This window comes from Agrobacterium sp. CFBP2214, from assembly GCF_030209895.1.
In the GTDB taxonomy this organism is placed as follows: domain Bacteria; phylum Pseudomonadota; class Alphaproteobacteria; order Rhizobiales; family Rhizobiaceae; genus Agrobacterium; species Agrobacterium radiobacter.
Genome location: NZ_JARVRC010000004.1, coordinates 223,294 through 246,961 on the forward strand (window position 1 = coordinate 223,294; position 23,668 = coordinate 246,961).

The window sequence follows — 23,668 nt, forward strand, 5'->3', positions numbered from 1 at the left end:
AATCATGTTTTGTCAACCGGTTCAAACTCACATGCTAAATTTAACCCCGATGCAGGTGGCCTATTGGGTCGGCCGCGAGGCGGATGGAATACTCGGGAAAGTTACGCCCCATCTTTACCTCGAATTCGAGGGGCAGGCGGTGGATGCGGAAAAACTGGCCGTTGCCGTCGAAAGTCTCTGCCGGCGTCATCCCATGCTGAGCCTCCGTATCGACGCGGAAGGGCGTCAGTCCGTCGATCCTGTCGGCCGGCCGCTCCGCCTTGATGTGGAGGACATGACCGCGCTTGATTCGGAGGCGCTTGCGCGCCGTCTTGAGACGAAACGCGAGAAGTGGAGCCATCGCGGGGCTGATCTTCGTGCTGCCGCACCGGCGGCGATTTCGCTCAGCCTGTTGCCGGAAGGGCGTTGCCGTCTGCATGTGGACACCGATATGCTGGCCATCGATCCGGCCAGCGTGCGGATCGTGATGGAAGACCTTGCCCGCTTCTACGAGACGGCGGCAGGCGTAGACAAAACACAGACGTTCGAATCAGTCCCCCCGTCGTTTTTCGACTGGGCGGAACGGCTTGCGTCCGATCCTGACTTGAGGGGCCGGCGCGAAAGGGACCGTTTATGGTGGCGGCAACGGCTTGCCGATGTTCCGGACGCTCCGCCGCTGCCGTTTCTGCCCGATGACCCCTCGCGCGCCGTTCACACGGACCGGCTCGCCACGCTGCTTTCAGCGGCTGAGCGCGGCAGTCTGGAGCGGACGGCGCGGCGCTGCTCCGTGACGCCATCGACCCTTCTGCTCGGCGTTTTCGCGGTGGCTCTGTCGCAGGCGGCGGGGGCGGAGAAATTCCGGCTTTCCGTGCCGGGTTTCTGGCGCGCGCCGTTGGTGGAAGGGGTCGATGAGATCGTCGGCGAATTTTCCAAAGTGCTCGTGCTCGGCGTGGAAATCAGGCCTGAAGAAAGCGTCGAGGCGCTGCTCGGCCGGCTGTTCGATGAAATGAACGGCCTTCTCGCGCACCAGTCCTATCCGGGCGTCAGCGTCATGCGCGATCTTTCCCGCCAGCGCGGTGATTTGCAGACCTCGCCGGTAGTCTTTACCGCCGGAGTCGATCTTCCGGGCGGAGAGCTGTTTTCGGAACGCGTCGGGCGGTTGTTCGGCCCGATGGTCCACACCGTCTCGCAGGGGCCGGGCGTCGCGCTGGATGCGCAGGTGGCGGCTGTGGATGGCGGCCTGCTGATCAACTGGGACGTGCGGCTCGATGCGCTGCCGGAGAGCTGGCTGCGCGCTTTGTTCGAAACCTACGTCGCTCTTCTCCGCCGGCTCGCGGAAAGCCCCGATCTTACTTCTGCAAGGGTGAAGCGATTGGTCGCACGGCAGCCGGAAGCGGCAGCCGAGGCAAAAGGAAAACCCATGGAACGTCCACTCTCACCCCTGCAACAGGCCTATCTGCTCGGGCGCGGCACCCATCTGCCGCTCAGCGGTGTGGCGATGCAGGAGTTCCGCGAATATCGCGGCAATATCGACCCGGAACTGTTGCAGTCGCGCCTTGCCGCAATGGTCGGGAGACATGAAAGCCTGCGTACCCGCATCGATGAGCGGCGTCTGGTGCAGATCGTCTCCGACGAGCCGAAGATCAATCTCGATCGTGTCGATCTTTCGGCCCTGTCTGTTCCGGAAGCCGAGGCAAGGATCGAGGCGGCGCAACGGGATTTTTCCCATGCACATTTCGATCTCGCAGCCTCGCCATGGCAGGTCACGATCTTCCATATGCCGGATACCGGGACGGCGGGGCATAAAGTTGTCGTCTTCCTGCGTTTCGACGCGCTTATCCTTGATGGGCGGGCCATTGCCAGCCTTGCGGCGGAACTCTTCGATGGCGTCCTGCCGCCAGAAACCGCCGCCACGATCGGAACGCCGAAGGAGGACATCGCGGCGGCCCGCGCCGGGGACGCTGCCTATTGGGCGGACAAGCTGAAAGATGCCGAGGTGCCCTCGCAACTGCCGTGGAAAGCACCGCTCGAAACCATTCCCGCATCGCGTTACAGCCGCCAGAGCCTGCTCGTCGAAAAGCAGCGCTTCATCGCCTTTTCGCGGATCGGCGCGAAAGAGCGGCTGTTCAAGAATTCGGCGCTGACGGCGGTGATCCTCGATGTGCTCTCACTCTGGCTCAATGAGGGCGCTCTTGTCGTCGGCATTCCCGTTGCGCCGCAGGTGGAAGGGGCCTTCGCCAACCGCTCGAGCTTCATCGCCGTCCAATGGGATGCAGCCAAGGGCAGCTTTGCGGAGCGGGCGGCAGGCCTGCAGACGGATGTGCTTGATGGGCTGAACCATCTGGCTTTTTCGGGCATCGATCTCAATCGCGTGCTTCTGAATGCCAATCCGGGCGGGCTTGCTTTGCCCGTCGTGATTACCAACGGCCTTACCTGGCCGACGCTCTCACCCGAATCGGAGATGCGATGGGTGGGTGGGCTTACGCAGACGCCGCAGGTGGCGATGGATTTCCGCTTTTCGCAGAATCCGCAGGGCGATCTTGTCCTCGATATAGACTATGCGGAGCAGGCGATCGATGCGGCGATGGTGGCGGATATTCTCGCAGCCATCGAGCGTGCGATTGCCGGGATCGCGGATAGCGGCGCTTTCTCCTTCAATAGACGCGATATTGTCGACCTGTCCCATTACAGGCTGAATGGTGACGAGCGCAGCTTCGTCTGCCCGCCATTTCTGGAGCGGATTGCCGGCCATCTTTTCGAGGGTGACCCAGCACGCACGGCACTTGTCAGCGGCAAACGGCGCATCGCTTATGGCGAACTCGGTCAGATGGTGGCAGGGGCGATGGCGGGCCTCAAGGCGCGCGGCATCGGCCGGGGCGATGTCGTGGCCGTATGCCTGCCGCGCAGTCCCGAACATACGGCCATCACGCTCGCCGCAGCATTTATGGGAGCGGTCTGGGCGCCGGTCGATGCCGGCTCGCCGGAAGATCGCCTGCGCTACCTGCTGACCAATTGCCGCCCGGCCGTCATCGTCGCCCGCAGCGTCCCGCAAGGTTTCGACGCTGTCGATCCGGCGGAGCTTCTGTCCGTGCCCGCACCGGCTGGTGCGCCAGTTACCATGGCTGACGTAGCAGCACTCTCCGGAAGCGAGGAGCCTGCCTATTATCTCTACACGTCGGGCACGACAGGCAAACCGAAATGCGTCGTGCTTTCCAACCGCGCCACGGCCAATGTCATCGGCAGCACGCTTGCGGAATGGGCGGTGACGGAGGGTGACGTGTTCATGTCAGTCACCCCGCTGCATCACGACATGTCCGTCTTCGATGTTTTCGGCGCGCTTGTCGCCGGGGCGACGCTGGTGCTGCCGGAACCCGGCGAGGAAAAGGATGCGGTGCGCTGGAATGAGTTGGTGGCTGAACATGGCGTCACGCTCTGGTGCTCGGTGCCGGCCATCCTCGAAATGCTTCTCTCCTGCCGCCGTGGTGACCAGCTCTCTTCGCTCCGGCTCGTGGCGCAGGGCGGCGATTACATCAAGCCCGTGATTATCGAAGAGCTTCGCAGGCTGAAGTCCGATCTGCGGCTGATATCGCTCGGCGGGCCGACGGAAACGACGATCTGGAGCATCTGGCACGAGATCGTTGCGGAAGATATCGCGGCCGTGCCCTATGGCCACCCGCTGCCCGCCAATCGATATTTCGTCCTTAACGATCAGGGCGAGCATTGCCCGGCCGGTGTCGTTGGCCGCATCCACACGGCGGGCGTGAATGTGGCGATCGGCTATCTCGAAGATGGCGCGATTACCCAGACGGATTTCGTGACGGTCAACGATCCCGAGGGAAAGCCGGTGCGCGCCTTCCGCACCGGAGACCGTGGCCGCTACCGGCCGGATGGCAAGATCATGTTTGCAAGCCGCGTCAATGGCTACGTCAAGGTGCGCGGCGTGCGCGTTTCGCTGCCGGATGTGGAAAACGAGCTGATCCGCCATCCTTCCATCCAGCGCGTTCTGGTGGTGGATTACGGTGTCGAGCAAAAGGGCGAGGCGGCCATCGGTGTGCTCTACGTCGTTTCGTCCGGCCTCGAGCTCTCCACCGCCGATCTGCGCAATTTTGCCCGGGGCCATCTGCCGGAATCGCATGTGCCCGGCCGGTTTCTCAAGGTCGACGATCTGCCGCTCTCGGCCAATGGCAAGCCGGATCGCCGTCGCGCCCGCGAATTGCTGACCGGCGCGACGGGTGGTGTGGAACCGGCAAAAATCTCCGCCCCTGTGGCTCCCGCCGCCGATCAGGGCGACCGCCGGGTGCTGGATATCTATCTTGGCGTGCTGGGTAAAAAACCGGCGAATGTGGATGCGAACAGCGACCTGCTGGCGCTCGGTCTTTTGCCTTCGCATCTGAAGATCGTTTCGGCTGAAATCCGCACTGCCTTCGGCGTGGAACTGACGCCGCAGCAGCTTCTGCGGTGCCGCAATGCCAGACAGGTGACCTCGCTTTTGGCCGCCCGGGCGGCGTGAACCCAAATCATTTCGGGCGGGATTTCGCGCCCGATAACAGGAATTGTTCAAGGAAAAACAGATGGCGCATATCGATCCTGCCGGCGACTGGCTTCCACTGACGCAGCCGCAACTCGATTTCTGGGAGGAGTTTTCCTTCCATCCCGACGAGCCGGTTTCCACCGTCGCCCATTACATCGATCTTTCCGGTGCGGTGAACGAAAGCGCGCTCCTTCAGGCAATTACACGCACCGTGCGCGAGTCCGAAGTCCTGTCGATCCGTTTTCGTATCGGCGACGATGGCGAGACACCGCAGCAATGCTGCGATCCAAGCCATGCCCCGGTGGTGGAACTAATCGACCTGCGCACCAGTCCCGCTCCCCTGGAAGAGGCGCTGCGGCGCATGAACGCGGATGTGGAAGCAAGGCTCGATCTCAGAACCGACAGGCTCTCTGCGCAGCTGCTCTATCGCATCGCGGATGACCGCTATCTCTGGTACATCCGCGCCCATCATATCGTCGTGGATGGTTATGGCCTGACGCTGGTCGAGCAGCGCTGCGGACAGCTTTACGGGCACTATTGCGGCAAGGGCGAAGCGGGTCCGGATTTCCACCCCTTCGGTGATTTCCTTGCCGAAGAGGATGCCTATAAGCAAAGCCAGCGTTTCGAGAAGGACCGTGATTTCTGGGCGGCCTATCTCGCCGCACCCGCCGATCTGCCGGTGCTGGACAAGGATTGCGAGGACTATGGCGGCGGCGGCCTGCATGCCGATGCGGCCTTGCCGCAGGGGTTCAGCACGCGGTTGCAGCAGGTGGCGGGTGCAATGGAGATCGGCTGGCCGGATCTTCTGGTGCTGCTCTCAGGCCTTTATCTCCACCGTGTCCTGCCGCGTCCGGATCGCAATGTGCTGACCTTGTGGCTGCCTTTCATGAGCCGCTGGGGCAGCGTCGGCGCGCATATGCCGGCGATGCTTGTCAATATCCTCCCCTTCCATCTCACCATCGAGTCGGGCGAAAGCCTCGGTGCATTTCTGAGGCGCAACGCCACCAATCTGCGCAAGCAGCGTCTGCATGGCCGCTACCGCATCGAGCAGATCGCCGCCGATCGGGAAATCCCTAAGGGCCGGCGCTTCTTCTTCTCGCCGCTCATCAATGTCCTTCCCTTCAGCGCACCGGTCTTTGCCGGGCTCGTCGTTATCAGGCACATTCTTGCCAATGGTCCCGGCGACGGGTTCAATCTTACCTTCCGCGGCGAAGATGACGGCAGCGAACTGAACCTGCATATCGATGCGGATTCGGCGCTGACGCAAGAGGAGGATTTCGCCCGCTACCGTGAGGAACTGCCATTGTTCCTCGATGCCATGCTGCGCGAGGAGGCGCTGACGCTTGCGGCGGCGGAGGCGTCCACGGCATTCCGTCTGGCGGTCTGAGGGGGGACTGTGGGCGGATGCCAGGCCGGCTTCGGGGTGTGAGGCTGGACATGCGTTATCGATAATGACGAAAAATCCGTGTTCCGTCATGCCGGACTAGATCCGGCATCCAGCCACGGCGCGTCTGCGCCGTGAAAGGACTTTTTGGCGATCAGGACTTGATCGCACTGGACCCCGGACCACGCCCGGGGTAACGGCGTGCGGATGCAGGGTGCGCGCCAATACATTCTCAGCAGCACTCATAGGTAAAAATAACCCGGCTCCGCCAGGCGAAGCCGGATTTTCCTTGCCCAAGTCCGGTTCAGGCGAGTGTCGTCAGCACGCGGCTCGAAGCGCCGGCTTCGGCAAAACGGCTGAAGACACCGCTGGTGGTGTTGCGCAGCCGCTCGACATCGTCAGGGCCGTAACGATCGGAGCGATAGCTCATCAGCACGCGAATGGAGCGCTCGCCGCCTATCGTCTCTTCCATCACCTCGAATTGCAGTCCCAGCATGGATTCGTGCTTGTCAGGGTCGATCTGGCGGAACTCCACCGGCTTGCCATCCGGCCCGGCGAGGGTGCCGTTCAGCTTGTTCTTGGCGTGGATCTGGATGAAGACCTCGAACAGATGATCACGGCCCGGCGTCATGCCCAGCGCTTCCTCGACGAGATCGATCGGGATTTCGCTGTGTTCCAGCGAACCGTTGATGGTGTTCTTCACCGAAGAAATCAGTTCGCCGATGGTCATGGTCTCGCCGAAACGCACACGATGGGCGACGACAGTGGTGAAATAACCGATCGTATCGAAATAACCGCTGTCCGTGCGGCCCGAAGCCGAGGTGCCGACCACAAGATCGCTCAACCCGCCGAGATGGCGCAGCGATGCGGCAATTGCGGCATAGACCACGTTGAACAGCGAGGCGCTGTTCTGCCTGGCAATGGCGTAAAGCCCGTCGCTGACATGTTTTTCCAGCTTGAACTCGATCCAGCCGCCTGCCGGGGCTTCATCCTGCGACGCCTCGTGCGGCGTGCCATCCTGTCCGTTGAGGGTAAGGCCTTTCGGCGCATCCCGCAGCATGTCCGTCCAGTAGGCAAGATGGCCGGCATTCACACCTGACGCGACCTGTTTTCTCGCAAATTCATGGAAGGGCGCCGGCCTGGTCGCAAAGACCGGGGCCTTGCCCGCAGCCCTTGCCCTGTAGGCCTCGGTCAGCTCGTCCATCATCAGGTTCACCGACCATTCGTCCAGCACGATGTGATGGAAGAGGAAGGAAAGCACCTGGCGGCCGGTCTGCGCATCCCGCAGGAAGCGTAGGCGCATCGGCAGTTCACGCGCAAGATCGAATCGCCAGCCGGCCTCCGCGTGCCGGTCGACACCTTGGCTTTCCTCGCTGGTCCAGAACCATTTGTAACCGGGCAGATCATGCATCGGCACGATCTTCTGCAGAACCGTATCGTTTTCGACGTAGAAATGGGTCCGCAGGCCGGGATGGCGCTCGATGATATCGAGGAAGGCACATTCGAAGGCATTCTCATCCACGGGATCGCGGAAATCGAGCGCGAAGGGAATGTTGAAGATTTCGCCGAAACCGAAGGCGGCATAGGCCTTCCAGAGCGACATCTGCGCCAGCGAGAGCGGCGCAGTCAGAGAGCCGTTCGCCGTAGCCTCGGCCTGCGCAGGTGCGGCGGTTTCAAGCCGGGTCGCCTGTTTTGCGAGCGAGGCGGCGGTCGGGTAGCTGAAGAGATCGTTGAAGCGCAGCTCGATGCCGTGATTGGCGAGAAGACGCCCGATGATACGGGTGGCGATCAGCGAATGGCCGCCGAAATCGAAGAAATCGTCATCCGGTCCCATGTCGGGCGAGACGAGCGCTTCACGGAATTCGGTAAGGATTGTCGCGGCGGTGTCGTCGTTCTGACCGGAAGCGGCGGGCGAAAGGGCTGCCTGTTCCGATGCTGCCGCGGCGTTTTGAGGGACGATGCCGGAAAAATCCGCGCCGCCTTCAAGATGGCTGACGAAGCGCTCCAGCAGGAAGGCCGTCGCATGTGGCGATGTCTCCTTGCCACCCGTCAGTTCTAGGCGGATATCGCCAGTTGAGGTCGGACCGGTAGCAAGGGTCAGGCCGAGACCGGATTGCAGGGAGGGCAGGGGCAGGTGCTCAAACTGGAGGCCATGCTCCGATATGGCCTGAACGGGTGTCGCAAGCGCCTGCAGCGTGAAGGTGGCCGTTCCACCTTCATTGTCGTTTCGCTGTTCCAGCCCCGCCAGCACGGCCTTTTCAGCCTGTTCGGGCGATTGGCCGCGGGAGATCGCTACCCGTGCTGCGGCTTCAGCTGAAATCGGCATGGCAACGCCGGGCTGCAGGCGCAGGGTTACGGTCTCTGGACCACCGTTTTTTGTGAGGAAAAGGGCGAAACGCGAGCCGGCGCGGGCGAGAAGCGCATTCCCCGCCGTGGAACTGTTGAGGCCGAGCAGGGGTGCGGGAAGATCGACACCGTGGCTGTGGCTCGCCGGCCTGTCGATCCCGTTTTGCCGCAGCGCCACGACGGTCGAGCCGGAGGCCGGCCGTTGCAGCCAGCTGAGCGGAAGTGGGTCGACGCTGCCGTTTTCGACCGCGCGCGGCGAAAGCGGCTTTGGCGTCTCACCGGCATAGGCCGCCGTGATACCTTCCAGCAGGATCTGTGGCGAGAGGACTTCGCGGAGCAAGCCGTGGACCAGAAATGCCAGCAGGATTTCTCCTTCGCTCAAAAGCACGACGGCCTGAAACGGCGGGTCGGTTTCGGCATCGAAGGGTCTTGCCTGGAGGGCGTGCAGCAAGGTGAGGGCCTCGTCTGCCGAGGGAACATGCAGCAATTGCACGATGGATGCGGACGGGGCTTCGATGCTCTTGGCAAGAGTGCCGTCCTCGCCGAAGGCAAAGCGCGCACGCAGCTCGGGCCAGACCTCGCAAACCGTCTTCAGCGCCGAGGTCAGGCGCAGCAGATCGCATTCTTCACCGATGCGATAGGCGAGAAGCTGCCGGAAGACCTGATCAGGATCCTGAAACTGCTCGAACCAGACCCGTTCTTCGTATTGGCTCGGCGGGGCTGCGTTTCCCTTGTCGAAGGTTTCTTCGATGCGACGTGCGAGCACACGTGTATTGTCTGCTGCCATGGTCCTCTCCTTGGAAATATTCGGCGGCCGCCCTGGGAAAGCGGCTGATCTTTCTCGCGGGATCAATGTCCCGCGCGCGACCGTTCGATGAGCGCCTGCCAGGCGGCAAGCGTGGGCTGCCGGGCCAGATCGTCATAATCGAGCCGCGTCCCGGCAAGCTGTGAAAGCGGCGGCATCAGGCGCATGAGGGCAAGCGAATGAAGCCCGCGGCCGAACAGGTTGTCCCCCGGTTCGATATCGCGCACCTCATCATCCAGAACCCTGGCGAGAAGGGCCTTGAGTTCCGTCATCATCGTTTTCGCTTCCAGCATGGCACCCGCCGCGATTACCGGTTCATTCATCGAAATGATCGTGAACGCCGCTGGCGCCGCGACGCCAGTAACCGGAAGCGCGAGTCCATTTGGGGTTGGCGCCGAACTCCTCGACCAGAAGGGCGCGAACCTCCTTTGCGGTCCTCGATTCGCAGGCGACCCAGCTGAAGAAGTCGCCCTTCGGCAGCTCCAGCTTGCGCAGCGCGCCCGCCAATGCATCGTGATCGGTTCCGTTTTCCGTCTTTTGCGTTACCCAGACAATCGAGGCGTCCGCCTTCGTCGTAAGTTCCAGCCGATCCGCATCCGTCTCGACCTCGATCAGCGCCACGACACGGGTACCCTCGGGCATTTCCTCCAGCCGCCGCGCCAGCGCGGGAAGGCCGGTATCGTCGGTAATCAGCAGATGCCAGTCATAGGTGAAGGGAACGGTGAAGGAGCCGCGTGGACCGGCGATCCATGCCTTGTCACCCACCTTTGCGGCTTTCGCCCAGTTGCTGGCGGGGCCGTCATGATGGGTGGCGAAATCGATGGCGAGTTCGCCTTTTTCGGCATCGAAGCTGCGCGGCGTGTAGTCGCGCGCCAGCGGGCGCGGCGCGCCTTCCGGGAATTCAATGCCGTTCGGGCCGATCACCGGCAGGCTCGGTTCGGTTTCGCCGGGCTGGGGGAAGAACATCTTGACGTGGTCGTCAAAACCGAGGCTCGCAAAGCCCTCCAGTTCCGGTCCGGTCAGGACGATGCGGACCATGGACCGGCTGAGCTTTTCGACGCGCGCGACATTGAGCGCGCGCAGCGCGACGGCGTGGCGATGGCGTTTGGGAGTGCGATCCGGTGTTGCGGAACCTATCGTTTCTGGCATGCTCATGCTGTTGTCTTTCCTGGGATATTGCCGATGGGGTCGGCGGTGTCGCAGTCCCGGATCGGCGGGCCGGACAATCGCGCGTCGGGATTTTTCCGGCACGCGATCCGGCGTCGTTGCGTCAAGATGCGCGAACCATAACAGGCGGTTTCCGCTGTCGCAATATAACTTTCTTCAAAAACTCAAGTTTATATCGCTGCGGATTCAAACTGCATTGCCGCCGACTGATCAGCGGCGACCGGCCCAGCTTTCGACCTCGTCCAACGTGTGCAAGGCGCTCGGAATGGAAGGCGTCGTGACCCTGGTGGAATCGAGGAAGACGATCCTTTTCTCGCGCGCCGGTTTTACGAAACGCTCCCAGCCGGGAATGATCTTTTCAAGTGCAGCGCGCGTTCCTGCCTCGCCGCGGACGGGGCTGGTATAGCTGTTCATCACGACAAGCAGATCGGGATTGAGCTTGCCGAAGGCATCGGCGCTGAGCGGCATCACCAGGGTCGAGCCCATTCCGCCCGAAGAGGCGGCGCTGTCGATTTTCAGCCGGGCATATCCCAGATCCTCCAGCGCCTGCACCGCGCCGGACATGTCGCCCACCGCATTGATCTGGTCGGTCAGCAGGATCGCCAGATAGGTCTTGCCTTTCGCCTCTTCGCCCAGCGCCTTTTTGACCGCGGCAAGCCTGGTGTCATAGGTCTTATGGCGCTCGGCGTAGACGTCGCTTCGCCCGACCAGAGCGGCAAGATCCTCCTCCACGCTGAAGCCATAGGCTTTGCCGGCGCTTGCCTTTTGCAGATAGACGGGTGCGACGGTGGAAAGCTGCGCGGCCTTGCCACTGTCCATTTCGGTGGCAACGATCAGGTCCGGTTGCAGCGCCCGCAGCTTTTCAAGGTCGATCTGGCCGACGGCGCCGAAACCTTTCGGTTTTGCGTGGCCTTCACCCAGAACCGTATCGATGAAATCGACGGCGGTTGCGAATTTGCCGTCGCTGTTGCGGCCATAGGCGCCGACCACATTGGCGCCGAGATCCATCAGCGGCACTCCCAAGAGCGGCTCGTGCATGACGACGATGCGTCGCGGCTTTTCCGGAACGGAGACGCTGCGGCCGGCGGCATCGGTTACACTGCGCTCGGCGGCGAGGCTTGTTCCGGCGGCCAGAATGGCGGCGATGAGGATGGCAATTCGCATGGCATTCCCTTTATTCGATATCTTCAGTGGCTGTTGGTTCTGCGCAGCGCCTGCAGGCGCAGCGTGAGGATGAAAAGCGGCACGCCGATCAGCGTCAGCGCAAGGCCGATCGGCATCGGCGTATCGGCCACCAGCCCGCGCGACAGCGTATCGGCGGTTACCACCAGAATACCGCCGGTGAGACCCGAGAGGAAAAGTCTGGCGCGGCCGACTGCCGGCGAAACGAAGGTGGCGAGATGTGGGGCGATGACGCCGAGAAAAGTCAAAGGACCGACAGCCGTGACGGAAGCGGCGCTGAGGATCACCGCAAAAACAATGACGAGCGGGCGCGAATGCCTGACCGTTTCGCCAAGCGCCATGGCCATTTCATTGCCGAGATCGAAAACGGCGAGCGCCCGGCCGATGAGAAAAATACCCAAAAGACTTGCACCGAAGAGGGGCGCGAAAACGAGGATGGTCGGCCAGCTTGCCTGAAACAGCGAACCCGCCATCCAGTCCGCCAGGGCCAGCGAGGTTTCGGCCGGCGTATAGAGCAGAAGCACCGATGAGACGGAGGAAAGCGCTGATTCGATTGCGATCCCCATCAGCAATATGGCTAGACCGCTCGAGCGTTCGCGCCCGACGAGCGCGATGAGAAGAAAGGCCACGGCAAGACCGCCGCCGATAGCCGCAAGCGCCACCAGGGTCTTGGCGGCGGCCGGCACCAGCACCAGAAGCAGCATGATGGTGGTCATTGACCCCTGGCTCAGTCCGAAGAGCCCGGGATCGGCCAGCGGATTGCGGGCGACGGATTGCAGCATCGCGCCTGCCAGCGCCACGCTCCAGCCGGCCATGAAACCGAGCAGGATGCGCGGCAGCCGCACCGTCCACAGCGCATAGGCCTGATCGTCGCTGAGATGCCCGCCGGCGAGGCCGCGGAGTAGATCGATGAGGCCGGTTTCGGTATTGCCGAGGCTGGCGGACAGGGCGGCGAGCACCAGCACCAGCGCAATCAAGACAAGGCCGGCTTTCAGATTGCCGATGCCGATCTGCAGGCCGCTTGGCAGCCGCAGCACCGCTTTGCCGTCGGTGGCGAAATGCCGCTTCATGAAAGCCCCCTTGCCGAGGGCGAAAGATAGAAGCGTTTGACGATGACGATGAAAACGAGGCCTCCAAGCAGGTCCATGAACAGCCCGGTATTGACCACATAGGGCGCAAACAGGGTTTGCGCGCCAAGATCGGCCAGCACGCAGAGGCCTGCCCCGACAAGGGCGGACGCCGGCAAGGCGAGCGTGAAATTCACACCCACCAGCGGCCTGATCATATGCGGCACGATGAGGCCGACGAAACCGATCGGGCCGCAGATCGCCACCGCCGAGCCTGAGGCCAGCATGGTGGCAAAAAGCGCGATCCGGGAAATGCGCGTGACATTCACACCGGCGGAAGCGGCCTTTTCCGCGCCCAGCAGAACAAGCGTCAGCGGCCGGGCGACCGCCCACAATATCACCAGCGCAATGGCGCCGATCCACCAGAAATCGAACAGGCGCTCGGCATAGACGTGGTTGATATTGCCACCCACCCAGCTCAGGAATTCGGCGCGCCGCGTGGGGTTGGAGAGAAGCAGGGCATTCGTCACGCCGATCAGCAGCATCGAAACCAGCGCGCCGGAAAGGATGAGCGACAGGCCGCGCGGATCGTTTGATCGTCCGGCGAGGCGCGCGACGAAAAAGCAGGCGGCAAAGCCGAAACCGGCGCCCGCGAGCGCCACAAGCCCCTGCACCTCGGGAGAGAAATCGAACACCAGTGCGCCGGCGATCACAAAAAGCGTCGCCCCGGCATTCAGCCCCAGCGTGGAGGGCGAGGCGAGGGGATTGCGGACAAGCCCCTGCAGCACGCAGCCGCTGACGGCGGTGGTGGCGCCCACATAAATCGCAATCAGCGACCGCGGGATTTGCTGATAGAGAAGCACCGACTGCTGATAGGTATCGGCCTCGCCACGCCAGAGCGTCGCCGCGATTTCGGCAAGCGGCATCTCGGCAGCCATCACCACCAGATTGAAGATGAGGATGGCGGCCAGCAGCAGCGCGGCGGCAAAAATCAGCGTTATTTTAGAGGTCATGCCGGAATGGCCTGTTCCTGCCGCTCCAGCCGGGGCACGCAGATGAGCCGTCCCTGACGGGAGAAGATATCGGCTTCGAGATCGAAGACCTCGGCGACATTGGCTGATGTGACCGTACTCGTCACCGGCCCGGACGCCAGAACCCGCCCGGCCTTCAGCATGATGACATCATCGGCGAAAGTGGCGGCGAGGTTGAGATCGTGCAGCACGACGATAACCGTCTTGCCGTGCCTGTCGCTCAGTTCGCGCACGAGGCCGAGAACGGCATATTGGTACTTCATGTCGAGATGGTTGACCGGCTCGTCCATCAGGATCACGTCCGTGTCCTGCGCCAGCACCATGGCGATGAAGGCGCGCTGGCGCTGGCCGCCGGACAGCGTGTTGACCTGTGCTTTCGCCTTGTCTTCCAGCCCGACGGTCTTCAGCGCCTCGGCAAAAAGCGCCCGGTCGCGTTCGGTCGGGCCGCCTGCAAGACCGTAACGGGCGTAACCGGCAAGCTCGATCAGCTCGCCAAGCGTCATATAGTCAGGGCAATGGCATTCCTGCGGCAGATAGGCGATGCGGCGGGCGAGGTCCCGGCGTCCGATCTCGCCGATCAAACGCTCGCCCAGGCTTATCCTGCCTGATGACAAAGGCAGGAAACCCATGATGGTCTTCAACAGCGTCGACTTGCCGCAGCCATTGGGGCCGACCAGCGCGGTAACGCGACCGGCTCGGAAGCGGGCGGACAGTCCTCTCAAGACGGGAACATGGCCATAACTGGCGTGAAGGTCCGTGGCGTCAAGCACCGGATACAACTCCTGTTATTCATGCGGCCATGCGTCGAGACGCCGCACGGCCGTTATAACTATTTGAATTTAAACATCGAACTAGCAGAAAACGTGTTTCTTTCCGGCAAGGGCGATGGTGTGGTCTTGAAGCGACACTAAACTATAGTAAAACTCTCCACAAATCGAAATTTGCCGATTCAGGGCGTGAATTTCTTACCGGTTATTTCAGTCGAGGTGCATCATGTCAGTCGCGACCAAGCTTCATGTCGGCATGTCGCTGGCCCCAACCTGGCTCAGCGGCGAGGCGTGGCGGCGTGCCGACAGCGGTATAAACGGGGTGTTTTCCAGCGATTATTTCGTCGATCTGGCGCAGCGTGCGGAGGCCGCGCATGTGGATTTCGTGTTTAGGCCGGATACGCTTTTCCTGCGCACCGAGGGGCTGGAAACCGGCGGCGGATTTGCCAGCATGGACCCAACCATGCTTCTTTCCGCCATCGCCCGGGAAACCAGCCATGTCGGCCTGTTATCCACCGTATCGACCACGTTTCTGCCGCCCTATGTGGTCGCCCGCCAGATACAGTCGCTGAACTGGCTGAGCAGCGGCAGGGCGGGGTGGAACATCGTTACGGCGCTGGAGGGGCACGAAAATTTCGGCCTGAGAGAGATGCCTTCACCGCAGGAGCGCTATGAGCGCGCCGCCGAATTCACGCAGGTCGTACAGCAGCTCTGGGCGAGTTTTCCAAACGAAGCTCTTAAACTCGACAGGGAAAGCGGGCGGTTCGCCGATTCCTCGCTGGTGCATCCGGTCGCGCATGAGGGCAGGCATTTCAGTGTCAAAGGCCCGCTCAACCTGCCGGCCCATGCCAGCCGTATTCCGCTGGTGCAGGCGGGCGCTTCGCCCGAAGGCCGTGATTTCGCCTCGTCGGTGGCGGACGCCGTCTTTGCCTCAACGCCGGATATGCAGGCTGCCATCGAGCTCCGGGCGGATTTGCGGCGGCGTGCTGAGGGCCATGGCCGCAACCCCGACGGTGTGAAGCTGATGCCGGGCCTCAGCCTTTATCTGGCGGATAGCGGCAAGGAGGCGCTGGAGCTCTTTGCGGAAACCCATGCCCGCGCCAACCGCGGCCGCGCCGTTGCCTCCATCCGCGATATGACCGGCCTCGATCTTTCGGACTGGCAATTGCAGCGGGTCGTGACTGCATCTGACCTGCCGCCGCCACCGGAGACACCGAGAAGCCGTACCCACGCAAATCTGCTGCGCCGGCTGATCGAACGGGAGACGCTGAGCGTCGCCGATTTGCTGCGACGGCCAGAGGTGATGGGTTCCGGCCATTGGCAGATCATCGGCACGGTTGACGATGCTTTCGAGACCATCCGCGAATGGGCGGCGGCCGGCGCCTGTGACGGTTTTGTCGCGGTGCCCGGCGGTTCGGTGGCATCCATGCGGCTGGTGCTGGAGCGGTTGCTGCCGAAACTCGCCGATGCCGGGCTGTTCCGCACGGCCTATTCCGGCTGCACCTTCGCGGAACATCTGGCCGAATAGGCTTATGCGCCGCCGGATTCGGCCGTCGCCTGTCTGGCCGCCTCGATCAGTCGGGAAAAATGCTGTTCGGCCTCGGCGTTGGCCACGAAGGATACGGTGGTGACGACGCAACAGAGTTCGCCCTGGGCGTCAAAGACCGGCGCGGCCTTGCCCGTCAGGGCGGAGAACAGATGTTCATTGAGTTCCGCACCACCCACCTCGCGAATGGTTTCCAGAACTCTGGCATCCGGGCGGGAGCCACGAAAGGCCGCCGGTTGCAGCTTGCGCACCGCGGCTATCCTCTCCGGCGGCAGGTAAGACTGGAAGACCAGCCCGCAGGCGCTGTTATCCAGCGGCAGAACATCGCCGAGCGCCACGGTGCTGATGGAAAAACTGGCGCTTCTTGCCCATCGCACCACGGTCGGGCCGCGTTCGGTCCAGATCGCCACGCCGCAACTGGCGCCGATTTGGGCGGCGAGCGCTTTCATCTGGCGACCGGCGGTTTCGACCGGATTGATTCGCCGGAGCGCACTGATGCCGATCCCCAGCGCCGCCGGTCCAAGATCGTAACTGCCGCTTGCGGGGTCCTGCGTCACCAGTCCCTCCCGCACCAGGCTCTGCATATAACGATGGGCGGTGGAACGGCCGGTGCCGGCGCGTTTGGCCAGTTCGCTAAGCGCAAGCGCCGTATCCGATCTGGCGAGAAGGTTGAGAAAACGCGCCGCGATCGATACGGATTGAATAAGCGCCGAGCGCTTTTCGCCCTCGTTTTCGGGCGCTTCGTCCGCTTCGTCATCCATGGCGTTCAAGCTTGTTCCCCCGTGTATCGAGAAATGCCTAACGCATCCGGGTGAAAATCGGAATCGATTTCTGCGGACTTTTCAGTGGCTTTCATTCGCAACGCCGTGATTGCCGACGAGGCGCTGATTAAACTTTGTTGTAAATATGGCACATCCCGTTACGGAAGCCTTTTTGTCCGCAATACAGAACGCATTCTCTATTGCGAAACGGATAACGCTTCCGTTACTTGAATATGACTTTAATACTCATGTTTTTTAGGGGTGTGTGATGGGGTTTAGCTCTAGCGGTCGTTTGATGAGCGGGGTCAGCGCTCTGACGCTGGCGACGATGTTTGTGACGCCGGTTCTCGGTCAGGATCAGCAGGCTGAGGCGGCGGGCACGACCGTGTTGAAACCGATCGTCGTGACCGGTGAAAAAGTGGCGCGCGACATGAAGAACACGGCTTCGTCCGTTTCGGTCAAAACCGCCGAGGAAATCAGGAAGGAAAAGACCGGCGACCCGACCGTGTCGGAAGCGATCAAGGATATCCCGAACATCGTTTATACCGATAATGTCAGCGCTCCCATCATCCGCGGACAGGATACACAGGGACCGAATACCGGCTCCATCGCCTTCTTCACCGGCACGGTGCCGCGCGCCACGATCAATGTCGACGGCCATTATCTCGGTTATAACGAGTTCATCTATGGCGCGAGCTCCATCTGGGATGTCGACAGCATCGAGGTCTTCCGCGGCCCGCAGACCACCTCGCAGGGCGCCAACGCCATCGCCGGCGCGATCCTCGTCAACACCAAGGACCCGACCTTTACGCCTGAGGCTTCCTATCAGGCCGAAATAGGCAATTATCACCAGAAGCGGGCGTCATTTGCCTTTTCCGGACCGTTGATCGAGGATGAGCTGGCGGCGCGCATGGCGATCGATTATTCCGGCCGCGATACCTTCATCGATTATATCAATTCCGCATTTGCCCATGACGGCACCGATCAGGATTTCAAGGAATTCAACGGCCGCTTCAAGCTGCTGTGGGAGCCGTCGGAAATCCCCGGCCTTTCGACGAAGCTGACCTATTCCTATAATGCTTCGAACCGGCCGAGCCAGGAGGCGGCGTCGCGTCCCTTCGAGGATCTCAACCACATCACCACCACGATGCCGAATTTCAGGCAGTACACCAATACCGGCATTCTCGATATCAATTACGATTTCGAGAACGGCGTGAAACTGTTCAACCAGACGCAGTTTTCCGCCTCCACCGCCAAACGCCGGGTTGGTATTGCAAATAACGGCGATGCGGATGTCGATCTCAAGAACACCTCGCACGAAACGCGCGTCACCTTTGGCGATCAAGAGGATGTGCTGAGCGGTGTCGCGGGCATTTATTACGCGCATACGAAAGCCGACGAGGTGCTTTATCTGCGCGGAACATCGCGCTTCAACGACACCAAAGATAATCTCGGCCTCTTCAGCGAGTTGAGCTATCGCCTGACCGACCAGTGGACCCTGACGGGCGGCCTGCGCTACCAGCAGGACCAGATCCAGCGCGCCGGTTACCGGACGCTGAGCGCCACCAGCAGAAGCTCGGTCAATTATGACGAAACCTTCTCGGAAATCCTGCCCAAGGCGTCGCTGGCCTATGCCATCAACGACGACTGGACAGTCGGCGGCCTCGTCAGCCGTGGTTATAACCCCGGCGGCGTCGCATTCGACCTGACCACCAGCAAATGGCGGAGCTTCGACAAGGAAACAATCTGGAACTACGAGCTCTTCACCCGCGCCAGCCTGCTGGACGATACGCTGACGGTGAACGGCAACCTGTTCTACATGGACATGAAGAACGCCCAGTTTAACGTGCCGGTCGTCGTCTCCACGGGTATCAGCGAATCCTACACCGTCAATGCCGAAGAGGCTCATGCTTACGGTCTGGAAATCGGGGCTGATTACCGGGTTCTCGACAATCTGACGCTGAAGGCCAGCGCCGGTCTGCTGAAGACGAAAATCGACGAGATTTCCAGCAACGCCGCCTATGTCGGCAAGGAATTCGCCAAGTCGCCGGGTTACAGCTTCACCATCGGCGCAAGCTGGGATGTGACGGACAAGTTCACCGTTTCAGGCCAGGTGCGCCATCTCGACGGTTATTATTCCGACACGGACAACAAGGCCGTTTATGCGATCGATCCCTATACGATCGCGGATGTGCGGGCGAGCTACAAGTTCCAGGACGAGCTTGAGTTCTACGCCTACGTCAAGAACGTCTTCGATGAGCGCGCCCCGACGCTGATGAAGGAAAACCGCGGCATTGGCGGCATCGAGGCCAGCATGACCGAACCGCGCATGTTCGGCATCGGCGTGCGCGGCACGTTCTGAGCCGTCACCTGAGTTGAAAAGCAAAAGGCCTTCGAAGCGATCTTCGAAGGCCTTTTTTTGATGCAGAATCCTTCACACTCGCCGTCATCCTCGGGCTTGTCCCGAGGATCCAACCACGTAGCGTTAGATCAATCGGTTGCAGATGCTCGGGACAGGCCCGAGCATGACGAAGGAGAGGTTTCAGGCCTCTGTAAAACCTAACTCCTCGACGCCGAGAAAGCCTCAGAAAAACGCCTGAATGCCCGTCTGCGCCCGGCCGAGGATAAGCGCGTGGACGTCGTGCGTGCCCTCATAGGTATTGACCGTTTCGAGGTTCTGGGCGTGGCGCATCACATGGTATTCGATCTGGATGCCGTTACCGCCATGCATGTCGCGGGCCTGGCGGGCGATATCCAGCGCCTTGCCGCAATTGTTGCGCTTGATGATGGAGATCATTTCCGGCGCCATTTTATGCTCGTCCATCAGCCGGCCGACGCGCAAGGAAGCCTGAAGGCCGAGAGCGATCTCGGTCTGCATGTCGGCGAGCTTCTTCTGGTAAAGCTGCATGCCGGCCAGCGGCTTGCCGAACTGCTTGCGGTCGAGACCATATTGCAGGGCGCGGAACCAGCAATCTTCGGCAGCACCCATCACACCCCAGGAAATGCCGTAACGGGCGCGGTTGAGGCAGCCGAACGGGCCTTTCAGGCCTGAAACATTGGGCAACAGCGCGTCTTCGCCCACTTCCACACCATCCATGACGATTTCGCCAGTAATGGAGGCGCGCAGCGAAAGCTTGCCGCCGATCTTCGGGGCGGAAAGACCCTTCATGCCCTTTTCCAGCACGAAGCCCCTGATCTGGTTGTCATGGGCTTCCGATTTCGCCCAGACGACGAAGACATCGGCGATCGGCGCGTTGGAAATCCACATCTTCGAACCGCGCAGGCGATAGCCGCCGGCGATCTTTTCAGCACGGGTCTTCATGCCGCCGGGATCGGAGCCGGCATCCGGCTCGGTCAGGCCGAAACAGCCGATCAATTCGCCGGAAACGAGGCCGGGCAGGTATTTCTTCTTCTGCTCGTCCGAGCCATAAGCGAAGATCGGGTGGATGACGAGCGAGGACTGCACGCTCATCATCGAGCGGTAACCGCTGTCGATCCGCTCCACCTCGCGGGCGACGAGGCCATAGGCGACGTAGCTCGCATTGGCCGCGCCATATTCTTCCGGAAGCGTAATGCCGAGAAGGCCGGTCCGGCCCATCAGGCGGAACAGTTCCGGTTCGGTGGTCTCAGAAAGATAGGCCTCGGAGACACGCGGCAAAAGTTCCGACTTGCCGAAGGCGGCGGCGGCGTCGCGGATCATCCGCTCGTCATCGGTCAGTTGGTCTTCGAGCAGAAAAGGGTCCTGCCAATTGAATGCTGCGTGTTCGCTCACTTTATGCCTCCGGATTTGCTGGCCGGATTATTCGTATCGAAGCCCGCCCGCACAAGCCATGTTTACTCATTTTTGCATTACATATAGTAATGGCTCATGACGTCTCTCAGCCGCAAACTCCTGCCGTCCACCAGTGCGCTTGCCGCCTTTGATTCCGTTGCCCGGCTCGGCAGCTTTTCCGCTGCCGCGGAGGAGCTCGCCCTCACGCAAGGGGCGATCAGCCGGCAGGTTATGTCACTGGAAGAACAGCTTGGCGTGCGCCTGTTCGAACGCGGCGCGCGCGGCGTGGCGTTGACGACCGAGGGGCGCGCTTATGCGAAATCGATTGCCTCCGCCCTCGGCGAGATACGGTCTGCATCGCTGCAGATCATGACCAAAACGCATGGCAATACGCTGAACCTTGCCATGCTGCCCACCTTCGGCACCCGCTGGCTTTTGCCGCGTATCCCGGATTTCGTCGCAAACCACCCCGAAATCACCATCAATTTCGCCACCCGCATCGGGCAATTCGATTTCGAGCGCGAGCAGCTGGATATGGCGATCCATATCGGCCAGGCGGACTGGCCGGGGGCGGAAAGCACCTTTCTGATGCATGAAATGGTTGCGCCGGTGTGCAGCCCGCAATTCCTCAGCGCTCATCCCGTCGAAAAGGGAGAGGACATCGCCGCCCTGCCGTTGCTGCACATGGCCTCGCGGCCGGGAGCGTGGGGCCATTGGTTCGAAAGCCTCGGCCTGTCGCTTGCCTTGCCGCAAGGCATGCGCTTCGAGCAGTTTTCCAGCGTGGCGCAGGCCTGTATAGCCGGCCTCGGCGTGGCGCTGATGCCGCTTTTCCTGATCGATAACGAGCTGAAATCGAAGCAACTGGTAAAAGCCTTCGATCATCAGGCCAAAAGTCCAAGCTCCTATTATGCGGTAGCGCCGCTCTCGCGCGCCAATCACGTTCCGGTCGTGCTGTTTCGCGACTGGCTGGTGCGGCAGGTTGAGGCCTATCGTGCGGCGAGCATGACAGCCTCATAAAAATAATCGCACTTTTTTTCGGGCATTTAGACTTTATGCCCAGGTTTTCGCCGTGTTTTGCCGTCTTGCGGACTCGACAGGAGAGCTTAGCTGGACTATCGTGATTAAACGTTTAATCAGCCCCTTCGGACCATCATGGCGTCTTCACGGCCTGCCACCAATCTGAGCGCGATAGCAGCGGCACTCGGCGTGTCGGTGGCAACCGTGTCCAATGCGCTCTCCGGCAAGGGTCGTGTTTCGCCTGAACTGGTGGAGCGCATCCGCAAGACCGCAAGCGAACTTGGTTATGTGCCGAGTTCGGCGGGCAGGGCGCTGCGCACCGGCAAAAGCGGTGTTCTCGGGCTGGTTCTGCCCGATATCGCCAATCCTCTCTTCCCGCAGATCGCGCAGGCCATCGAAAAGGCGGCCGTTAATGCCGGTTACGGCGTGCTGATTGCCGACTCGCGCGGTGAGATCGCCATGCAGACGGATGCCATCAACCGGCTGATCGAGCGTGGGGTGGACGGCATGGTCATCGTTCCTCGCCGTGGCACGCGCATCGCCGATGTCGATTGCCCTGTCGCGGTGATCGACAGCCCCTCGACGCCTGGCAACACGGTCGCCGCCGACCATTGGGATGGCGGCCGGCAGGTTGGCGAATATCTGGCGGGTCTTGGCCATCGCAAGGTGGCGCTGGTGGGCAAGAACCGGGATTCCAATGTGCAGAACGACCGCCTCGGCGGTATCCGCGACGGTCTCGGCAAGGCCTGCATGACACAGACGCTCTGGATAGACGGCATCGAAAAGACCGGCGGCGCGGGCTGCCGGCTCGGGCTTGCCGAAAAAGTTGCCGAGGGTTTTACCGCCTTTGCCGCCGTTTCCGACCTGCATGCGTTGCGCGCGCTCACCGAATTGCAGCGCGAGGGCATCGATGTGCCGGAGGAGGCCAGTGTCACCGGCTTCGACGATCTCATTTTTTCGGCCGTGGTCACCCCGCCTTTGACGACGATGCGGATGGATATGGGCCGTATCGCCGATCTTGCCGTCGGGGCGTTGCTGCGGGCGATTGACGGTGCCGGCGAAGGCGGCGTCGCCGTCGATGTCACCGCGGATATAACGAAAGTACCGATGGCGCTGATCATGCGCGGCTCCACCGGCGAAAAAAAGCATGATGCGATTGAAGCCAAAAACACGACAGCAGGAGAACTCACACCATGAAAAAAATCATTCTTGCATCGGGCACCGCCCTGATGCTGACGATGGGCGCCGCGCAGGCGCAGGACAAGACGCTGACGATCTCGGTCTACGCCTTCGCGCAGGACGAATTCAAGGAATTGGTCTATACGCCGTTCGAGAAGCAATGCGGCTGCAAGCTGGTCGTCGAGACCGGCAACAGTGTCGAGCGGCTGGCCAAGATGGAGGCCAACAAGGCCAATCCGGTGGTCGATCTCGCCATCGTCTCCATGGCGGATGCGCTCTCCGCCACCCGCAAGGACCTGATCCAGAAGATCGATGCCGCCAAGGTGCCGAATATCGGCAAGCTCTATGACATCGCCAAGGATCCGAATGGCGACGGCATGAGCGTCGGCGTCAATTTCTACGCCACGTCAATCGTTTACCGCACAGACAAGATGAAGATCGATAGCTGGGCCGATCTTTTGAAGGACGGTATCGTTGACCACGTCGCTTTCCCGAATGTCACTACCAATCAGGGCCCGCCGGCGCTTTACATGCTGGGCAAGGCCATCGGCAAGGATACGCCTGATCTCTCCGGCGCTATCGAAGCCGTGGGCGAAAAGAAGGACGATCTCGTCACGTTCTACGTGAAATCGTCGCAGCTGGTGCAGCTCATGCAGCAGGAAGAAATCTGGGCCGCCCCCATCGGCCGCTTCTCCTGGGCGCCCTTTACCAAGCTCGATCTGCCGCTTGCCTGGGCAACCCCCAAGGAAGGCCAGACCGGCGGCATGAACGTGCTCGTGGTGCCGAAGGGCACGAAGAACGAAGATCTGGCGCTGCAGTTCATGGATTTCTGGCTCTCGACCGACGTTCAGAAGGCGCTGGCCGAAAAGCTCGTGGACAGCCCGACCAACAAGGAAGTCAAGGTGTCCGACGAGGTGGCGAACAACATCACCTATGGCGACGAAACCGCAAAAAGCCTGCAGCTCATTCCTTCCGCCGTGACGCTCGACAACCGTGACAAGTGGCTGTCGGAGTGGAACGCCAAGGTCGGCCAGTAAGTCCTTATCAAGGTTTGGAATGGGGCATTTAAAACGTCCGAAAGGGCGGCTCCATTCCCGGAAAAGCGGTTTGGTCGTCCCCTGACCGCTTTTCCAC

16 protein-coding genes are annotated in these 23,668 nt (G+C 61.4%); 7 read left to right on the forward strand and 9 right to left on the reverse strand.

Annotated elements, in window-relative coordinates; translation table 11 throughout:
* Positions 1-31 precede the first annotated feature (31 nt).
* Entirely contained in the window at positions 32-4,489 is a 4,458-nt protein-coding gene (locus QRN60_RS13615) for an amino acid adenylation domain-containing protein (RefSeq protein WP_112998242.1), read from the forward strand.
* Between the two features lie 61 nt (positions 4,490-4,550).
* The gene (locus QRN60_RS13620; RefSeq protein WP_112495136.1) at positions 4,551-5,897 is read left to right on the forward strand and encodes a condensation domain-containing protein; all 1,347 of its coding nucleotides are present in this window, start codon (positions 4,551-4,553) and stop codon (positions 5,895-5,897) included.
* 301 nt (positions 5,898-6,198) lie between these two features.
* Here QRN60_RS13620 and QRN60_RS13625 read toward each other — a convergent pair whose 3' ends face one another.
* The 7 genes from QRN60_RS13625 to QRN60_RS13655 all read right to left on the reverse strand — a co-directional run bounded on the left by QRN60_RS13625 (position 6,199) and on the right by QRN60_RS13655 (position 14,271).
* Positions 6,199-9,027 (reverse strand): condensation domain-containing protein, encoded by a 2,829-nt coding sequence (locus tag QRN60_RS13625; RefSeq protein WP_111821091.1) that lies wholly within the window; start codon positions 9,025-9,027, stop codon positions 6,199-6,201.
* Between the two features lie 62 nt (positions 9,028-9,089).
* The gene (locus QRN60_RS13630) at positions 9,090-9,368 is read right to left on the reverse strand and encodes a phosphopantetheine-binding protein (RefSeq protein WP_020809014.1); all 279 of its coding nucleotides are present in this window, start codon (positions 9,366-9,368) and stop codon (positions 9,090-9,092) included.
* On the reverse strand, positions 9,361-10,200 hold the full coding sequence (locus QRN60_RS13635) for a siderophore-interacting protein (RefSeq protein WP_020809013.1): 840 nt from the start codon (positions 10,198-10,200) through the stop codon (positions 9,361-9,363). Before QRN60_RS13635 ends, QRN60_RS13630 begins: the two co-directional genes overlap by 8 nt.
* Before the next feature lie 222 nt (positions 10,201-10,422).
* Positions 10,423-11,376, reverse strand: coding sequence for an ABC transporter substrate-binding protein (locus QRN60_RS13640; RefSeq protein ID WP_020809012.1), 954 nt, complete (start codon positions 11,374-11,376; stop codon positions 10,423-10,425).
* A 23-nt stretch (positions 11,377-11,399) separates the two neighbouring features.
* Positions 11,400-12,464, reverse strand: coding sequence for a FecCD family ABC transporter permease (locus tag QRN60_RS13645; protein ID WP_020809011.1), 1,065 nt, complete (start codon positions 12,462-12,464; stop codon positions 11,400-11,402).
* A complete protein-coding gene (locus QRN60_RS13650) occupies positions 12,461-13,474 on the reverse strand; it encodes a FecCD family ABC transporter permease (RefSeq protein WP_020809010.1) in 1,014 nt (337 codons plus the stop codon). The genes QRN60_RS13645 and QRN60_RS13650 overlap by 4 nt, the downstream gene beginning before the upstream one ends.
* The gene (locus QRN60_RS13655; RefSeq protein ID WP_020809009.1) at positions 13,471-14,271 is read right to left on the reverse strand and encodes an ABC transporter ATP-binding protein; all 801 of its coding nucleotides are present in this window, start codon (positions 14,269-14,271) and stop codon (positions 13,471-13,473) included. The genes QRN60_RS13650 and QRN60_RS13655 overlap by 4 nt, the downstream gene beginning before the upstream one ends.
* 214 nt (positions 14,272-14,485) lie before the next feature.
* Here QRN60_RS13655 and QRN60_RS13660 point away from each other — a divergent pair, with 214 nt between their 5' ends.
* Positions 14,486-15,787, forward strand: coding sequence for an NtaA/DmoA family FMN-dependent monooxygenase (locus QRN60_RS13660; protein ID WP_113100873.1), 1,302 nt, complete (start codon positions 14,486-14,488; stop codon positions 15,785-15,787).
* 2 nt (positions 15,788-15,789) lie between these two features.
* Here QRN60_RS13660 and QRN60_RS13665 read toward each other — a convergent pair whose 3' ends face one another.
* Complete coding sequence (locus QRN60_RS13665; protein ID WP_020809007.1) at positions 15,790-16,566, reverse strand: IclR family transcriptional regulator; 777 nt, start codon at positions 16,564-16,566, stop codon at positions 15,790-15,792.
* Positions 16,567-16,861: 295 nt separating this feature from the next.
* On the opposite strand from QRN60_RS13665, the gene QRN60_RS13670 reads away from it, so the two are divergent.
* Positions 16,862-18,928, forward strand: coding sequence for a TonB-dependent receptor (locus tag QRN60_RS13670; protein WP_077998773.1), 2,067 nt, complete (start codon positions 16,862-16,864; stop codon positions 18,926-18,928).
* A gap of 222 nt (positions 18,929-19,150) precedes the next feature.
* Here QRN60_RS13670 and QRN60_RS13675 read toward each other — a convergent pair whose 3' ends face one another.
* On the reverse strand, positions 19,151-20,338 hold the full coding sequence (locus QRN60_RS13675) for an acyl-CoA dehydrogenase (RefSeq protein WP_020809005.1): 1,188 nt from the start codon (positions 20,336-20,338) through the stop codon (positions 19,151-19,153).
* A gap of 96 nt (positions 20,339-20,434) precedes the next feature.
* On the opposite strand from QRN60_RS13675, the gene QRN60_RS13680 reads away from it, so the two are divergent.
* From QRN60_RS13680 to QRN60_RS13690, 3 genes are all read left to right on the forward strand, one after another.
* Positions 20,435-21,355: a LysR family transcriptional regulator gene (locus QRN60_RS13680; protein ID WP_020809004.1), complete on the forward strand. Its 921-nt coding sequence runs from the start codon at positions 20,435-20,437 to the stop codon at positions 21,353-21,355.
* A gap of 135 nt (positions 21,356-21,490) precedes the next feature.
* A complete protein-coding gene (locus QRN60_RS13685; RefSeq protein ID WP_080864557.1) occupies positions 21,491-22,552 on the forward strand; it encodes a LacI family DNA-binding transcriptional regulator in 1,062 nt (353 codons plus the stop codon).
* Positions 22,549-23,571 (forward strand): ABC transporter substrate-binding protein, encoded by a 1,023-nt coding sequence (locus tag QRN60_RS13690; RefSeq protein WP_020809003.1) that lies wholly within the window; start codon positions 22,549-22,551, stop codon positions 23,569-23,571. Before QRN60_RS13685 ends, QRN60_RS13690 begins: the two co-directional genes overlap by 4 nt.
* Positions 23,572-23,668: the final 97 nt, after the last annotated feature.

What these genes read in the sequence shown, in the direction of transcription:
- QRN60_RS13615 (WP_112998242.1), top strand. Translation starts at nt 32, where the DNA reads ATGCTAAATTTAACCCCGATGCAGGTGGCCTATTGGGTCGGCCGCGAG.
- QRN60_RS13690 (WP_020809003.1), top strand. Translation starts at nt 22,549, where the DNA reads ATGAAAAAAATCATTCTTGCATCGGGCACCGCCCTGATGCTGACGATG.
- QRN60_RS13660 (WP_113100873.1), top strand. Translation starts at nt 14,486, where the DNA reads ATGTCAGTCGCGACCAAGCTTCATGTCGGCATGTCGCTGGCCCCAACC.
- QRN60_RS13670 (WP_077998773.1), top strand. Translation starts at nt 16,862, where the DNA reads ATGAGCGGGGTCAGCGCTCTGACGCTGGCGACGATGTTTGTGACGCCG.
- QRN60_RS13620 (WP_112495136.1), top strand. Translation starts at nt 4,551, where the DNA reads ATGGCGCATATCGATCCTGCCGGCGACTGGCTTCCACTGACGCAGCCG.
- QRN60_RS13665 (WP_020809007.1), bottom strand. Translation starts at nt 16,566, where the DNA reads ATGGATGACGAAGCGGACGAAGCGCCCGAAAACGAGGGCGAAAAGCGC.
- QRN60_RS13645 (WP_020809011.1), bottom strand. Translation starts at nt 12,464, where the DNA reads ATGAAGCGGCATTTCGCCACCGACGGCAAAGCGGTGCTGCGGCTGCCA.
- QRN60_RS13625 (WP_111821091.1), bottom strand. Translation starts at nt 9,027, where the DNA reads ATGGCAGCAGACAATACACGTGTGCTCGCACGTCGCATCGAAGAAACC.
- QRN60_RS13650 (WP_020809010.1), bottom strand. Translation starts at nt 13,474, where the DNA reads ATGACCTCTAAAATAACGCTGATTTTTGCCGCCGCGCTGCTGCTGGCC.
- QRN60_RS13630 (WP_020809014.1), bottom strand. Translation starts at nt 9,368, where the DNA reads ATGAATGAACCGGTAATCGCGGCGGGTGCCATGCTGGAAGCGAAAACG.
- QRN60_RS13680 (WP_020809004.1), top strand. Translation starts at nt 20,435, where the DNA reads ATGACGTCTCTCAGCCGCAAACTCCTGCCGTCCACCAGTGCGCTTGCC.
- QRN60_RS13635 (WP_020809013.1), bottom strand. Translation starts at nt 10,200, where the DNA reads ATGAGCATGCCAGAAACGATAGGTTCCGCAACACCGGATCGCACTCCC.
- QRN60_RS13640 (WP_020809012.1), bottom strand. Translation starts at nt 11,376, where the DNA reads ATGCGAATTGCCATCCTCATCGCCGCCATTCTGGCCGCCGGAACAAGC.
- QRN60_RS13685 (WP_080864557.1), top strand. Translation starts at nt 21,491, where the DNA reads ATGGCGTCTTCACGGCCTGCCACCAATCTGAGCGCGATAGCAGCGGCA.